Raw genomic sequence first — 14,740 nt, 5'->3', positions numbered from 1 at the left:
CCCGCGGGCCGCCGTCAGGGCCGCCGGACGCGCAGGTGCGCGACCTCGAACGACATGCGCGTCACATCGGGATCGGGCGCCGGGTGGTAACGCCCGGCGCACACCGAGAGGTTGACGATGAGGTACGCCCGCCAGCCGCGCCCCACGCCCCGGCGGTCGGCGAACACGCGGGTCCCGTCGACCCACCACACCACCGAGCGGGAACCGAACTCGACCTTCAGGTCCACCCAGCCGCCGGGGGTGACGGCGGGGTCCCGGTGGTAGCGCTGTCCCCCTCTGACGTGGTTGGAGAGTTCGAGCAGGTCGGGGTTGTCGGGGTGGTACTCGAAGACGTCCACCTCGTTCCCCCCGTCCCGCCAGGTCCAGACCGCCGGCCAGGCCCCGAGCTCGGTCGGCAGCCGCACCCGGGTCTCCAGCACGTCCCCGGTGCGGACCATGAACCCCTCGTCGCTGCCCTCGGTGGTGAGCAGGCCGGCGTCCCAGTCGCCGTCCGCCCGGCGGGTGGCCAGGAAGGTGCCGGTGCGGCTGTACGCGGGATCCTCCACCAGGTGGTCGAGCTTGTTGTCCCCGGGATTGGTGGGACCCCCGTCGGGATAGGCCCAGGAGCGGCCGGCCACCCACTGGGAGGCCGAGCCGAAATCGGCGGTGAACACCACGGCGGGGCGCCCCTTGCCGGTGCGCCGCTCCAGTTGTCGTACGAGCCGGGCGATGAGCTGAGTGGCCAAGGCGCGGTCCTTTCACGCTACGGATGCCACTGGCTCATGCCCGGCCGTCACGGGAGCGCATACCGGCGCACAGATGCTCGCTTGCAGCACATGGTACGAAATCGTATGGTCCGAAATTATGCATTCCGAATTCGTCGCACCGGGCTGGTCCGCGCTCCTCGCGCTGCAGAGAGCCACGCACGCCACCCTCCAGGTGCTCGCCGCGGAGCTCGCCGACCTGGACCTGACCGCGTCCGAGATCAACGCGCTGGCGAACCTGGCGGACGGCCGCAGCCGGACCGTCTCCGAACTCGGCGCCGCGGCGGGCACCCGGCCCACCACTCTGACCAGCGTGCTGGACCGCCTGGAACGGCGCGGGCACATCACCCGCGGCTCCCGTCCGGGAGACCGCCGCGCCGTGCTCGTCGAGCTCACCGACTCCGGCCGGGCGGCCTCCGCCACCATCCGGGAGACCGTCACGGCGCTGGAGCACCGCGCGCTGGGCGGCCTGTCGCCGGAGGCGCTGGCGGGCCTGCGCGCGGGCCTGGACGCCCTGACGGAGGTGTCCGCATGACCGCCGGGACGACCGCCGGCTGGCGCGGCCTCAGGGGGTCTCCGGCCCGTGGGTACGGGCGATGAGCAGGGCGACGTCGTCATGGGTGTCAGGGCGGCGCAGGGCCGAGAGGAGGAGGTCGCAGGTCTCCTCGATCGGGCGGTGGGGGCCCGCGAGCAGGTCCGTGAGGGTCTGGATGCGGGTGTAGATGTCCTGGTCACGGGTCTCGACGAGCCCGTCCGTGTACAGGACGAGCGTGTCGCCGGGGGCGAGGGTGACGGTGGTCGTACTGAAGGGAATGCCGCCCACGCCCAGCGGCACGGCCGTCTCCAGCTCCACCACCTGCGGCTGCCCCGCGTGGAGGTGGACCGGCGGCAGGTGCCCGGCGTTGGAGATGCGGCACAGCCGGGTGTGCGGATCGTAGACGGCGTAGATGCAGGTCGCCATGGCGTCGCCCACGTCGGCGGTGACCCCGTCGAGGTGGCCGAGCACCGTCGCCGGCTCCAGTCGCAGCCGCGACAGGGTGCGGGCGGCCGTGCGCAACTGGCCCATGGTGGCCGCAGCGTTGATGCCGCTGCCCATCACGTCCCCGACGACCAGCGCGGTGCGTTCCCCGGAGAGCGGGACGACGTCGAACCAGTCGCCGCCGGTCTCGTCCGCCACGCCGGCCGGCTGGTACCGGTAGGCGATGTCCAGTCCCACGGCCGTCGGCGGGTGCTGGGGCAGGAGGTGGCGCTGGAGGGCCAGCGCGGTGTGCCGCTGGTGCTGGTACCAGCGGGCGTTGTCCACGGAAACGGCGGCGCGGGCCGCGAGTTCGGAGGCCAGCAGCACGTCGTCCGGGCCGAAGGGCTCCGGATTGCGGGCCCGCTTGAGGTCCAGCGCGCCGAGCACCTGGCCGCGGGCGATGAGCGGCACCGCGAGGTAGGAGTGCACCCCCGCCTCGGCGAGCAGCCGCACCGCGTTCTCGTCGCGGGCGATGCGGGGCAGGTCCTCCGGCCGTACGTGCGGGACCAGCACCGGCCGGCCGGTGCTCGCACAGCGCGACACCAGCCGGGTCGGGCCGTACAGGGCCACGTCCCCGACGGGGTCGGCCGCCTCCTCGGCCGGGGTGGGGTAGGCGGTCTTCAGCGCGAGCGCCCGGAACCGTACGGCCTCGCCGTCCGCGCCCTCGCCGGGCCGGGGCCCCGCGAGGACGGTGTCGAGGACGTCCACGGCGGCGATGTCCGCGACCTCGGGCACCGCCACGTCCGCGAGCTCCCGGGCCGTCACGTCCAGATCGAGGGTGGTGCCGATGCGGACCGACGCGTCCGCGATCAGCGACAGGCGGCGGCGGGCGTGCGCCGCCGACACGGCGGCCAGGTGTTGCTCGGTCACGTCGACGACCGAGATGGCGACCCCGATCACCTGGGACGCCTGGTCCTCCAGCCGGTACATGGACGACAGCCAGGCGTGCTCACTCTCCGAGTGCGGCGAGATGCGCCCGGTGGTGAAGTCGTCCAGCCGGGGCACACCGGTGCGCATGACCTCCCGCATCCCCGCCTCGATGCCGGCCCCGTCCAGGAACGGCAGGACCTCGCTGATCCGCCGCCCCAGATGCTGTTCGGCCGGGACCCCGTTGATGCGCTCCAGCGCGGGGTTGACCAGCACGTACCGCAGTTCCGTGTCCAGGACGGCCAGCCCGATCGGCGACTGGTCGACCAGCCGCAGCGAGAGCGCCAGATCCCGCTCGACCCGGCGCAGCGTGGCCCGGTCGGAGGCGAGCCCCAGCGCGAAGGCGCGGCCGCTGTCAGCCTCCAGCCGCATGTTGCGGAACTCCACCAGTACGGTCGTCCCGTCCCGGCGCCGGACGGGGAAGGCTCCGGCCCAGGCGCCGTCGCCCGCCATCACCTGGGCGAACAGGCCCAGCACCACGTCCCGGTGCTGCTCGTCGACCAGCATCTGGGCGGCGTACCGGCCCCAGGCCTCCTCCGCCGTGTAACCGAACAGCTCTTCGGCCTGCGGGCTCCACAGCGTGACCCGCCCCTCGCCGTCCAGGACGATCGCCGCGACCCCCAGCACGTCCAGGAGACCGCCCGCCGCGAGCGCCACGTCCCCCGCGCCGGGGCCAGGGACCGGCGGAAGGGACTGGTCAGCGGCCATCACCGGCCTCCTCACCCGTTCACGCCGGGCAGCCCGGACGGACCCGGGCCTTCTTCCATGCTGCGGCCCAGAAGAGCGCCACGCGACCTCTGGGCGGCACGCGGGGGACCCGTCACCGCCGTGCCCGCGTGGTCGCCCGACCCGCCCCGCGGGCCTGGCCGCCGGACGGGCGCGCAAACAGTAGGGTCCGTTCCGTTCAGTGCCGTTCCGGCCGGCGCCGGTCATCCGCACCCACCAGGGGAAGACATGACGATGCGTAACCCTCAGCTCAAGGCGGTGCTGCTCACCGCGGCCGCGGTCCTCGGCGCCCTCGCCACGGCAGCGTGCGCGAAGACCGGCGGGGAGTCCGGATCCGCCGCGCCCAGCCTCGCCTCGCGGCCCGCCTCCTCCTCCCCGGCCGCCCCCTCACCCACCGCCTCCTCACCCACCGCCTCCTCACCCACCGCCTCCGCGGCACCGTCCCCGGCCGTCACCCGGCCCTCGGCGACGGCGGCGGCCACTCCCAAGGGGGACAGGCCGCAGGTCACCCTCACCGAGGACCCGACCGCGGCGGGCAACGAGCTGGCCCGGCTCCGGAAGGCGGGCTGGTTCAACCCGAACAAGATCGAGTACGCGGACGACCCGGTCATCGCCCTCCAGCAGTTCAAGCGCTGGCTCGACCTCGGTTACATCGCGGACGACGGAGCGTGGACCCCCGAGGGCCTGGCCGCCGTCAAGCGCGCGAACGAATCCGGCACCCCGCTGTAGCCGCCGCCGGGCGGAATCCTCGCCCCACCCGGCGGCCGGCGCCGTCCACGATGCCCGCCGTCCCGGGTGGCGCGAGGTGGGCCGCCGGCCCGGAGCTACGCGCCGGGGCCGGGGCCGTCCCGCCGCACGGAGCCCGTGTACGAGGCCGTGTCGCGCACCTCGCCGAAGCGGGGGAAGATCCTGCGCACCGCGAACTCGTGCTCGTCCGCCGCGAACGCGGACATCGCGTCCTCGACGAACTCGAGCTCGTAGCCGTGGTCGCTCGCCGCGCGTGCCGTGGACTCCACGCCCATCGTCGTCACCAGCCCGGCCAGCACGAGCCGGTCGACGCCGCGCGCCCGGAGTTCCTCGTCCAGGCCAGTCGCGTGGAAGGCGCCGACCGTCCGTTTGACGATCTCGATGTCACCGGGGCGCGCGAGGCCCTCCGCCAGACCGCTGCCGGGCGGCTGCTCCGCCACGCCGGGCCGTTCGACGCGCACCAGCACCACCGGGCGCCCCTCGGCGCGGAAGGCCTCGGCCAGCCGTGCGCAGCGGGCCGCGACCTCCGCACCGGAGTGCGGAGCGACCGGCAGGGCGATGATGCGGGGCATGAGGTCCACGAGGACCAGGGCGGTGCCGGCCGAGGTATGCGTCACGCGGTGATCGTAGTCAGCCGGACCGCACGGCCGGAACGATTATTCGGCCTCGAAGCGGGAGGTGTCGCCCGCACCCCGCCGGACGATCTCCGCCTCGCCGCCGGAGAAGTCGATGACCGTGGTCGGCCGGGTGCCGCAGTCGCCCGAGTCCACCACCGCGTCGACCACGTGGTCGAGCCGTTCCTTGATCTCCCAGCCCTGGGTCAGCGGCTCGTCCTCGTCGGGCAGCAGGAGGGTGCTGGACAGCAGCGGCTCGCCCAGCTCCGCCAGCAGGGCCTGAGTGACGCCGTGGTCGGGGATGCGGACCCCGACCGTCTTCTTCTTCGGGTGCAGCAGCTGGCGCGGCACCTCCGACGTGGCCGGGAGGATGAAGGTGTAGGGGCCGGGCGTCGCCGCCTTGATCGCACGGAACACGTCGTTGTCGATCTGCACGAACTGCCCCAGCTGAGCGAAGTTCTGGCACACCAGGGTGAAGTGGTGCTTGTCGTCGAGGTTGCGGATCGAGCGGATCCGGGACACGCCTTCACGGTTGCCGAGCTGGCATCCCAGAGCGAAACAGGAGTCCGTCGGGTACGCGATGAGCGCGCCGGAGCGGATGCTGTCGGCCACGTTGCTGATGGTGCGCGCCTGCGGATTGTCAGGGTGCACGTCGAAGTACTTCGCCATCCGCCGAGACTACGGGATCCGCCTCCCGCCTCCGACACCTCGTGTCGCACCGCGCGCGGACACGGCGCCGGGCCGATAGTGGGCCCGTGAGCGACTCCTCGCAGGGCACGGGACGGGACGGCGCCGCACCGGGCACGGACTGGACGGGACACGAAGGCGCGCGCGCCTTCGCCGCCGTCGAGGGTGCCACGGACTGGCTGCTCGGATATCCGTTCGTCTTCCGCTCGCTGTCCCGGCGCATCGGCCGCGGCGACGTCCTCGTGGACTATGGGTGCGGACCGGGCAGGGTGGCAGAAGCCGCGGCCCGCCGGCTCGGCGCCCGCGTGCTCGGCGCCGACACCTCCCCCCAGATGCTGGAGCTGGCACGTGCCGGGGGGAAGGCGGTCGCCGGGTACCACCTCATCGAGAACGGGCGCGCGACCGGCCTCGCGGACGGCTGCGCGGACGCGGTGATGTGCAACCACGTCCTCGCCTCCCTGCCGACCCGGGAAGCCCTGCTGGCGGTGTTCACGGAGATCCGCCGACTCCTGCGCCCAGGGGCGCCGTTGGTCCTGCTGACCACCGACCCCGCGTGCTCCGGCACCGAGTACGCCTCCCTGCGCATCGCCGACCCGGGCACGCCGTACGCGCCGGGCGACCCGCTCGCCGTGGGCCTGCGGCGCACGGACGGGACCTGGCAGGAAGTGCGCAACCACGCCTGGCCGGTCGGCCTGCTCCCGGCCCTCCTGGGACCGGCCCGCTTCCGGGACATCGCCCAGGAGCGCCCCACGGTGGACCAGGCGCTCACGGTCGCCGACCCGGAACTCGTACGCGCCCGAGCCTGGGCGGCGGAGCGGGCGAGGCCGCCCCTGGTGGTCACCACCGCATCGGCGGCCTGACTCAGCTCGCCTTGGGCTCCGGCGGCTTGTGGCCGGGGTAGACGTGGTCGGGGGTCACGATGCTCGTGACCGCCTCGCCGAAGAGCGTGCTCGGCTCCTGGCCGTCGCTCAGGATGTCGGTGTTGAGCAGGACGACCAGGGTCGCCTGGTACTGGGGCAGATAGATGGTCAGCGACTCGTACCCGGGCAGTGAGCCGTTGTGGCCGATCCAGCCCTGGACGTCGAAGATGCCCAGCCCGTACCCGGCTCCGGGGATGTCCATCGGCGTGGTCTTCAGCCGTTCGGCCTGGGTGGCGGGCGTCAGCAGGGTGCCGGTGGCGACGGTGCGCGCCCAGCTGCGCAGGTCCAGCAGATCGGAGATCATCGCTCCCGCGGACCAGGCCCAGGAGGGGTTCCAGTCGGTCGCGTCGACGACCTTGCCGGTCGCCGACTGGTCGGTGTAGCCCTGCGGGTGCGGATCGGGGAAGCTCGCGTCGACGGGGAAGACCGTGCGGCGCAGCCCGGCCGGCTCCAGCACCTCCTGCCGGATGAACTCGCCGAGCGGCTTCTTCCCGACCTTCTCCACGACGAGTCCGAGCAGGATCAGGTTGGTGTTGCTGTAGTCGAACTGCGCGCCCGGTTCGAACTGCACGGGGTGCTTGAACGAGTAGGCCAGCAACTGCCGTGGCGGGATGTACTTCTTGGGGCTGGTGGTGAGTTCCTTGTTGAAGGTGGGGTCCTCGCTGTAGTTGTACAGACCGCTGCGCATGCCGGCGAGCTGGCGCAGGGTGATGCGGGACCCGTTCGGAACGCCTTCGATGTACTTGCCGATCGGGTCGTCCAGTGCGAGCTTGCCCTGGTCGACGAGTTCGAGCAGGGCGGTGACGGTGAACGTCTTGGTCTCGCTGCCGATCCGGAAGTTGAAGCCGGTCTCCATGGGGGCACCGGTGGCCTTGTCCGCGACGCCGAAGGTCCGGACGTAGCTGCCCTTGCCGGGCGCCCACAGGCCCACGACCACGCCCGGCACCTTCGTCTCCCTCAGCACCTTCTGCACGGCCGCGTCCAGTTGACCCGCGACGGCGGGCGTGAGCTGCGGGAACTCGGAGCCGTCCGGTGAGGGCGAGGCCGAGGAGGCGGAGACGGAGGGCTCCGGTGCCGCCGCTCCGTGCGCCGGGCCCGTGGTGGCGGGGAGGGCGAGCAGGCCCGCGGCGGCGGTCGCCGCACAGGCCCGGCGAAGTCGTTCGTGCGTCGGCCTCACGGCGTGCCTCCTGTCGTGCGAAGGACCAAAGGCAAGGCAGTCTCACCAGCCTAGACCCGCCCCACCGGGCCCGCGACCGCGGCCGGCCGGTGACCGCGGAGGGCCGTCCGGCGCGCTGGCATCATGGCGCGATGGACACCACGCGTCACATCGTCAGCTCAGGATCGCCCCTCGAACCGGAGATCGGCTTCGCCCGCGCGGTACGCATCGGGAGCCAGGTGGCGGTGGCGGGCACGGCCCCCATCGCGGACGACGGCTCCACGGCCGCGCCCGGTGACGTGTACGGACAGACGGTGCGGTGCCTGGACATCGCCGAGCGGGCGCTGCGCGAGGCGGGGGCCGGCCCGCAGGACGTGATCCGTACGCGCATCCTGCTGACGGACGTGACGCGGTGGAGGGAGGCCGCGCGGGCGCACGGCGAGCGGTTCGCCGCCGTCCGGCCCGTGACCACCTTCGTGGAGGTGTCCCGCTTCATCGACCCCGCCTGGCTCGTCGAGGTCGAGGTCGACGCCGTGGTCCGTGCGGGTTGAGTTCGGGGTCTCGTTCGGCCGCACGCCCGAGGTGGTGATCATCGTTCTGGCGTCTTGTCCGTTTTGATGCCTCTCCGGGCTGAAGCGGTTCAGGGAGGGTTGTGTGGTCATGCGGCGGGCGCGACGGACACGGATGGTGGTTGCGGGTGCAGGCGCGAGCGTGCTGCTGATGGTCGGGGCGGCGGCCCCCGGCCAGGTGCTCGGCGCGGACGGAGGGCGTCGTGCGCCCGGGACGGCCTCGGTCGGCCTGCTGGTGGGCCGGGTCCTCGACGAGGGCCGCGAGACCGTCCGCCCCGGCGGCGAGCAGTGCGCGGTGGAGGTCTTCCGGCCGGGCATGTGCCGGAGTTGGCGGCAGGAGCGGGTGGTCGCCACGACCGGCGGCCAGGGCACGGTGCTGCCCCCGCCGGCCCTCGACGGAGTGTCCCGCCGGCCCGCACGGGGGACGCACGCCGGCGGGCCCCTGGAGATCTCCGTGGCCGAACCGGGGCAGGGGATCCTCACCGACGTGACCGTGACGGACGCCCACGGCCGCCATCTGGCGGGCACCCTCGCCGAGGGCGGCGGGCGTTGGGTGAACGCGGAGTCGCTGCGGGCCGGTGAGTCCTACACGGTGCGCGTCGGCGCGCAGGACCCGGCGGGCAACGCCGTGGGCGTCACCCTGGAGTTCCGTACCGCGCCGACGGCCGCCGAAGGAGGGCGGCTGACCGCGGAGTTCGGGCCGCGCGGCGGGACGTACGGCGCCGGGGAGATCGTGACCGCGGAACTGAGCCACCCGGTGCCGGCCACCGACGGCCTGGCCCGCAGCCGGGTGGAACAGGCGCTCCAGGTGACCTCCCACCCACGGGTGGAGGGAGCCTGGCACTGGGTCGACGAGTCGACCCTGCACTACCGCCCCCGCACGTACTGGCCCGCACACACGACGGTGAGCGTCCGCAGCGGCCTCGACGGGGTCGAGATCGGCGGGGGACTCCACGGAGGGCCCTCCGAGGGCGTGGAGTTCACCGTCGCGGACCGGATCGAGGCGATCACCGACTCCGCCGCGCACACCATGACGGTGAGCCGCAACGGACGGATCCTCAGGACGATCCCGGTCACCACGGGCAAACCCGGGTTCAGGACCCGGGCCGGGGTCAAGGTCGTCCTCGGCAAGGAACCCAAAGTGCGGATGCGCGGGGACTCCGTCGGCATCAAGCGCGGCACCAGCGAGTTCTACGACCTCCCCGTCCAGTACGCGACCCGTGTCACCTGGAGCGGGGAGTACGTGCACGCCGCGCCCTGGTCCGTGGAGGCGCAGGGGGAGGAGAACGTCAGCCACGGCTGCACCGGCATGAGCACGCAGGACGCCGCCTGGTTCTTCGAGACGGTCCGCGAAGGGGACATCGTCGAGGTCGTCAACAGCGGCGGCCCCCTCATGGAGCCCTTCACCAACGGCATCGGGGACTGGAACCTGGACTGGCAGGCCTGGCGGGCGGGCAGCGCCCTGGCCACCACCTACGGCGCCCCCGCCCCCGGCGACCCGCCGGCGCCGTCCCGGCTGTCCCCGACCACCTGACGCACTCCTCGAAACCGCCCGGGGCCCGGCGGGCGTCCCCCTGCGGGGGTGGTGTCCATGTCAGAGGAGCAACCGAAGGGGCGGGGGCCGGTCGCGGCCCTGCCCGCCGCCGCCGCGGCGGCCGTCTTCGCCTGGACCGCCTGGTGCTTCAGAGGGGCCGCGGCGCCGTCGGTCACCGTCACCGTGGCGGGCGCCGGGATCCTCGTCCTCGCCGCGTGCGCGGTGTACTTCGTACGCGTCGGCGGCAGCGGCGGCTTCTTCGGGACGCTGTTCCTGGCACTGGGGCTGCTGGCGACGGTGGCGACCGCGGACCAGACGACGGCCCGCGGCGAGGTCGCCACCTGCGTCGTACGGGACGTCCGGGCCAGGAGCCAGGAGTCCCAGGGTGACGGGCCCGCCCCGAAGACCGTCTACCGCCTCGCGCTGGACTGCCCCGGCGGCTACCCGGCGGAGCTCAGGGACGGTCCCGAGGCCTCGGTGGGCGCGGAGATCCGGGTCACCTACGACCCCGGACGCCGGGTGTCCCCGGCGGCGGAGGGCGGGACCTCGCCGTGGACGGCCGGCGTGTGCGCGGTGTTCCTCCTCGCCCTCGGCACCGGCCTCGCCCGACGCCGCAAACCCGCCGCCTGACCGCCGCCTGACCGTGGCCCGACCGTGGCCCGGAAAGGCTCAGCCCTGCCCGCCGCCGAAGTCCCAGGCCTCGATGTCCCGGTAGTGGATCGGCCCCGGGCCGCGCCCGATGTTGCTGCCGACCAGGTGCAGCCGCCGCGTCGGCCACGGCCGGCCGGTGAACGCGGCCAGTCCGGCAGCGGCCTCCACCGCGTGCGGAGGTTCGTTCCGGCGGGACCGGGCCAGCGTCAGATGGGGGCGCAGCGGCCGCCCTTCGAAGGGGATCCCGCACTCCTTGACCAGGGCGCGCACGGCGTCGGAAAGGTGGTGCAGACCGTCGAGGTCCCCGTCGACGCCGGTCCACAGCACCCGCTCGTCGAAGTGCCCGCCGCCGCGCAGCGCCAGGCTGAGCGGCCGGTGCGCCGCCGCGAGCTCCGCCATCGGCGGCCTCAGCAGCGTGGCCGCCGCCACCGGGAGCTCGCCGAGGAACGCCAGCGTGATGTGCCAGTCCTCGATGCGGTTCCAGCGCATGCGCGGGTACGCCTCGTAGGCCGGGCGCAGCGCCTGCTCCAGTTCCTGCTTGGCGTCGTCGGGCGGGGCGAGCGCGACGAATATCCGGACGGTCGAGGTCTGGGACTTTTCCTTCACACAGCACTTAGTACCGTGCCCCGGGCCGATCGGTCACATCCGGCAGCGGAAATCACGGACGCAGGAACCTGCGCAGCCGGGTCAGCGGCCACGTGTTGACGACGTCCTCCCGCGTCAGCCAGCCCCGCTGCGCGGTGCCCACCCCGTAGCGCACGTACGGAAGATGCGTGGGGGAGTGGGCGTCGGAATCCACCGCGAACCGCACGCCGAACCGCTTCGCCCGCAGGACGTCCTCGTCGCACAGGTCGAGCCGTTCCGGGTGCGCGTTGATCTCCAGGGCGGTCCCGGTCCGGGCGCAGGCCCGGAACACCTCGTCGAAATCGGCCTCGATGCCCGGCCTGCGGCCGATCCGCCGCGTGGTGGGATGGCCGATGACCTGCACGTACGGGTTCTCGCAGGCCCGCACCAGACGGCGGGTCTGCGCCTGCCGGTCCAGCCCGAAGTGCGAATGCACCGAGGCCACGCACAGGTCGAACCCGGCCAGGAACTCGTCGGGCCAGTCCAGCTCCCCGTCGGGCCCGATGTTGAGCTCCGTGCCGTGCAGCAGCCGCATTCCGCGGTGGGCCCGGTCCAGGGCGCGCACCCGCTCCCGCTGGGCCAGGATCTTCTCGTCGGTCATCCGCTGCATGTACAGGTTCGGTGCGTGGTCGGTGACGGCGTAGTACGCGTACCCCCGCGCGGCCGCCGCCTCCACCATCTCCTCCAGCGGCGCCAGCCCGTCGGTGAGGTCGGTGTGGGTGTGCAGATCGCCGCGCAGGTCCCGCTCCTCCACCAGCTCGGGCAGCTCGTCCCGCAGCCCGGCCGCGATCTCCCCGCGGTCCTCGCGCAGCGTCGGGGCGATCCACGGCAGGCCGAGGGCGGCGTAGACCTCCTCCTCCGTCTCGCCGGCCCGCCGCTCGCCGCTCTCGGCGTCGAACAGCCCGTACTCGGACAGCTTGAGCCCCTGGCGGACCGCGAGCTCCCGGGTGCGTACGTTGTGCGCCTTCGACCCGGTGAAGTACTGCATGCCCGCCCCCCAGGACACGGGCGGCAGCACCCGCAGGTCCACCTGGAGGCCCTTCGTCGTACGGATCGAGGTCTTCTTCGCCCCGCGCGCCGGCACCTCGGCCGTGTACGGCAGGGCGACGAGCGCCTCCATGACCGGGCCCGGCCGCTCCGACGCCACCAGCACGTCGATGTCACCGATGGTCTCGCGCATCCGCCGCAGCGACCCCGCGTGCGCGCACCGGACGACGCCCGGCACCGACGACAGCTCGCCGGTGATCTGCTCGGCGATCTCGGTCGCGGCGCCGATCAGGATCCGGCTGCCGGCCTTCTGCATCAGCGCGATGCCGGCGAGGATGTTCTCCTCGCTCTTCTCGCCGAAACCGCGCAGGTCGCGCAGCCGCTCCGCGTGGATGGCGTCGAGCAGCTGATCCACCGTGGCGACCCCGAGCCGCTCGTGGAGCTGCATGGCCCGCTTCGGCCCGAGCCCCGGGATCCGGGTCAGCTCCCGCACCCCCGCCGGAACCGACGCCCTGATCTCGTCGATGGTCGGCACACGGCCGGTGCGCAGGTAATCGAGCACCTTCTCGGCGATCGAGGCGCCGACGTTCGGGATCTCCTTGAGACCCTTCGCGTCGAGCTCCGCGACATCCAGGGGGCTGCCTCCGATGGAACGGGCGGCCTTCTCGTAGGCACGCACCTTGAAGGCGTCCCCGCCGCTGATGGCGATCAGGTCGGCGTACTCCTGCAGCAGCGCCTCGACCTCGTCGTTGGCCCGGCCCATACCTCCAGGGTGCGCCCGGTGCCCGCGGTTCCGCCAGAGTTCGCCGTGCCGCCCGGTGAACTCCCCCTCGCTGCCCTCCCGTCGGCCGGCGGAACGTGAATCATCAACGGTACCGGCCGTTCCCGGACAACCCGGGCTTGGTACGGTCGAGGGCCGCGAGATCTTCACCGCGGTGACACGACGACGGAAGTGGACGAGATGAGCAGTGTGGCCCCCGAGCTCGAACCGGCGGAAGGGGCAGGAACGGCATCCCACCGGCCCGGCGCCCCGGACGGCGAGGAGAGAGCGGCCACCGGTGGACGGTGGACCGCACGGGCCGGCAGGAGAAGGGTGCTCATCGTCGCCGAGGTGACGGTCAGCGTCGCCGCCGCCCTCGGGTACACGCTGCTCAGCACGCGCGTGGACGTGAACCCGCTGATCCGCATCGGCCAGGTCAGCGGCCTCGCCAAGCTCCAGCAGTACGCGGCCGTCATCGGCCTCCCGCTGCTCGCGCTGCTCCTGTACACGGCCCACCGCGGCCCGGCCCACCGCCACCAGCTGGTCAAGCGCCTGGTCTGCGCCGCCCTCGCGGGTCTGGCGACGGGCGTCATCGCGGGCGGCGCCACCGTCGCCCTCATCGGTACCCCCTCCCCGCTCGGCGGCAAGGACGGCGACCCCGACACCCTCGTCACCATGGCCAACTCGTTCCTGCACGGCGAGGGGATGTCCGGGATCTACCCGCCCGCCTTCCCGCTGCTGATGGCGGTGTGGGCGAAGGTCCGGTACGGCGGTACGAGCGGGACCGGCTACTCCCTGCACGACCTGCAGATCTTCTTCAGCGCGCTGGCCGGCCCGATGGCCTACCTCGCCTGGCGGCTGCTGCTGCGCCCCTTCTGGGCCCTGTTCATCGCCGTTCCGTCGGCCGTGCTCTTCCTCGACCCGATCCGCCCGTACAGCCACATCGTCATGATCGTGCTGCTCCCGCTGCTCGTGTACTGCATGCGCGAGATGCGCGGGACGGCCGAGCGCTCGCTGCGGGCGACGCTGCTGCGCGGAGCCGGCCTCGGCCTCGTGTTCGGAGTGCTCTTCCTCTGGTACTCGGGCTGGTTCGTGTGGTCCGTGCCCGGCGCGTTCCTCCTCGCCCTGTTCGTCTTCCCCTGGCGGGGGTCCGAGGCGGTCCGCAGGCGGGCCCTGGCCTTCCTGGCCGCCACCGTGGTGACGGCCGGGGTCATCGGGGCCCCGCTGGTCTACCAGATGCTGCGGCTGCGCTCCGGGCACCCGGACCGCTACGCCTACCTCTCCGCGTACGTGGACCCGGCCTACGTCCTGGGCTGGGCGAGCGACCGGTCCGGCTCGCTGACGTACGAGAACTGGCCCGTCCCGGGCGAGATGGCGGGTCAGAGCGGCTTCGCGCTGCTGCTGCTGCTCGGCGTCGGGCTCGGCATCGGCCTCGGGATGCGCAGCCTGGCGGTCCGTACGGCGGCGGTCGTGCTCGCCAGCGCGTGGGTGCTCCGCTTCACGCTGGCCTCGAACATGGAGCACGCGCAGGCCGTGCAGCTCTACCCGCGGACCACATGGCTGATCATGTACTGCCTGATGATCCTGGCCGTGCTGGGCGTGATGGCCCTGGTGCAGCGGGGTTCCGGGTGGATCGAGCGCTCGCTGCGGCCCACTGCTCCCGCTCGGGCAAGCGTCGTCCCGCGTCCGGTCGTCCAGCAGGTCGCCGCCGGCATGGTGTGCGTCATCGCGCTGTTCGCGACGATGGGGGCGTCGTGGAGCGTCAACCGGTACATGCCCTCGCCCGACGCGACGAGCATGGGCATCGACGCCTACCGTGCGCACACCGTGAAGAAGGCGGACGGCACCTGCCCGCGGTACGCGCCGGTCAAGGACTGCCAGGGCGTCACCACGCGGAACTGGTGGCAGAAGCCCGACGACGGCAAGCTGTGGTGCGGCGGCGTCCCCGGCGACAAATGGGCGCTGGTCTGCGGCCGTCGCGACTAGGGGGTGTTGCGAAAGTCCCGCACGGCGCCCACGGCGCCCGGCACGCACTCTCGCCGCACCGGCCGAAGCCCCGAGTACGCCCAGTACGAGG

The 14,740-nt window shown here is 73.1% G+C and carries 14 protein-coding genes; 7 read left to right on the top strand and 7 right to left on the bottom strand.

What is annotated here, in order from left to right:
* Positions 1-14 precede the first annotated feature (14 nt).
* A complete protein-coding gene (locus ACZ6Y1_RS00070; protein ID WP_469621674.1) occupies positions 15-710 on the bottom strand; it encodes a beta-glucanase in 696 nt (231 codons plus the stop codon).
* A gap of 133 nt (positions 711-843) precedes the next feature.
* On the opposite strand from ACZ6Y1_RS00070, the gene ACZ6Y1_RS00065 reads away from it, so the two are divergent.
* The gene (locus tag ACZ6Y1_RS00065) at positions 844-1,278 is read left to right on the top strand and encodes a MarR family winged helix-turn-helix transcriptional regulator (protein ID WP_469619894.1); all 435 of its coding nucleotides are present in this window, start codon (positions 844-846) and stop codon (positions 1,276-1,278) included.
* 30 nt (positions 1,279-1,308) lie between these two features.
* Here ACZ6Y1_RS00065 and ACZ6Y1_RS00060 read toward each other — a convergent pair whose 3' ends face one another.
* A complete protein-coding gene (locus ACZ6Y1_RS00060) occupies positions 1,309-3,396 on the bottom strand; it encodes a SpoIIE family protein phosphatase (RefSeq protein WP_469619892.1) in 2,088 nt (695 codons plus the stop codon).
* 246 nt (positions 3,397-3,642) lie between these two features.
* Here ACZ6Y1_RS00060 and ACZ6Y1_RS00055 point away from each other — a divergent pair, with 246 nt between their 5' ends.
* Positions 3,643-4,143: a hypothetical protein gene (locus ACZ6Y1_RS00055; protein ID WP_469619891.1), complete on the top strand. Its 501-nt coding sequence runs from the start codon at positions 3,643-3,645 to the stop codon at positions 4,141-4,143.
* A gap of 95 nt (positions 4,144-4,238) precedes the next feature.
* Here the strand turns inward: ACZ6Y1_RS00055 and ACZ6Y1_RS00050 are convergent, their stop codons facing one another.
* Positions 4,239-4,778 (bottom strand): isochorismatase family protein, encoded by a 540-nt coding sequence (locus ACZ6Y1_RS00050; protein WP_469619890.1) that lies wholly within the window; start codon positions 4,776-4,778, stop codon positions 4,239-4,241.
* A gap of 39 nt (positions 4,779-4,817) precedes the next feature.
* Positions 4,818-5,444, bottom strand: coding sequence for an L-threonylcarbamoyladenylate synthase (locus ACZ6Y1_RS00045; RefSeq protein WP_469619887.1), 627 nt, complete (start codon positions 5,442-5,444; stop codon positions 4,818-4,820).
* 86 nt (positions 5,445-5,530) lie between these two features.
* On the opposite strand from ACZ6Y1_RS00045, the gene ACZ6Y1_RS00040 reads away from it, so the two are divergent.
* The gene (locus ACZ6Y1_RS00040; protein ID WP_469619886.1) at positions 5,531-6,322 is read left to right on the top strand and encodes a class I SAM-dependent methyltransferase; all 792 of its coding nucleotides are present in this window, start codon (positions 5,531-5,533) and stop codon (positions 6,320-6,322) included.
* Position 6,323: 1 nt separating this feature from the next.
* On the opposite strand, the gene ACZ6Y1_RS00035 is transcribed toward ACZ6Y1_RS00040, so the two are convergent.
* Positions 6,324-7,559: a serine hydrolase domain-containing protein gene (locus ACZ6Y1_RS00035; protein WP_469619884.1), complete on the bottom strand. Its 1,236-nt coding sequence runs from the start codon at positions 7,557-7,559 to the stop codon at positions 6,324-6,326.
* Between the two features lie 131 nt (positions 7,560-7,690).
* Here ACZ6Y1_RS00035 and ACZ6Y1_RS00030 point away from each other — a divergent pair, with 131 nt between their 5' ends.
* From ACZ6Y1_RS00030 to ACZ6Y1_RS00020, 3 genes are all read left to right on the top strand, one after another.
* Positions 7,691-8,089, top strand: coding sequence for a RidA family protein (locus ACZ6Y1_RS00030; protein WP_469619883.1), 399 nt, complete (start codon positions 7,691-7,693; stop codon positions 8,087-8,089).
* 169 nt (positions 8,090-8,258) lie between these two features.
* Positions 8,259-9,641: a L,D-transpeptidase gene (locus ACZ6Y1_RS00025; RefSeq protein WP_469621671.1), complete on the top strand. Its 1,383-nt coding sequence runs from the start codon at positions 8,259-8,261 to the stop codon at positions 9,639-9,641.
* Between the two features lie 57 nt (positions 9,642-9,698).
* Entirely contained in the window at positions 9,699-10,271 is a 573-nt protein-coding gene (locus ACZ6Y1_RS00020) for a hypothetical protein (protein WP_469619881.1), read from the top strand.
* A gap of 39 nt (positions 10,272-10,310) precedes the next feature.
* Here ACZ6Y1_RS00020 and thpR read toward each other — a convergent pair whose 3' ends face one another.
* Both thpR and polX read right to left on the bottom strand, forming a co-directional pair.
* A complete protein-coding gene (thpR, locus tag ACZ6Y1_RS00015; RefSeq protein ID WP_469619879.1) occupies positions 10,311-10,898 on the bottom strand; it encodes an RNA 2',3'-cyclic phosphodiesterase in 588 nt (195 codons plus the stop codon).
* Positions 10,899-10,950: 52 nt separating this feature from the next.
* The gene (gene polX / locus ACZ6Y1_RS00010; protein ID WP_469619877.1) at positions 10,951-12,666 is read right to left on the bottom strand and encodes a DNA polymerase/3'-5' exonuclease PolX; all 1,716 of its coding nucleotides are present in this window, start codon (positions 12,664-12,666) and stop codon (positions 10,951-10,953) included.
* A 330-nt stretch (positions 12,667-12,996) separates the two neighbouring features.
* Here polX and ACZ6Y1_RS00005 point away from each other — a divergent pair, with 330 nt between their 5' ends.
* The gene (locus tag ACZ6Y1_RS00005; protein WP_469619874.1) at positions 12,997-14,649 is read left to right on the top strand and encodes a hypothetical protein; all 1,653 of its coding nucleotides are present in this window, start codon (positions 12,997-12,999) and stop codon (positions 14,647-14,649) included.
* Positions 14,650-14,740: the final 91 nt, after the last annotated feature.

The sequence above is a fragment of the Streptomyces sp. NPDC053432 genome (assembly GCF_055585365.1).
The sequence above is the reverse complement of the archived record's forward strand: the minus strand, read 5'-3'. Positions and strand labels throughout refer to the sequence as shown.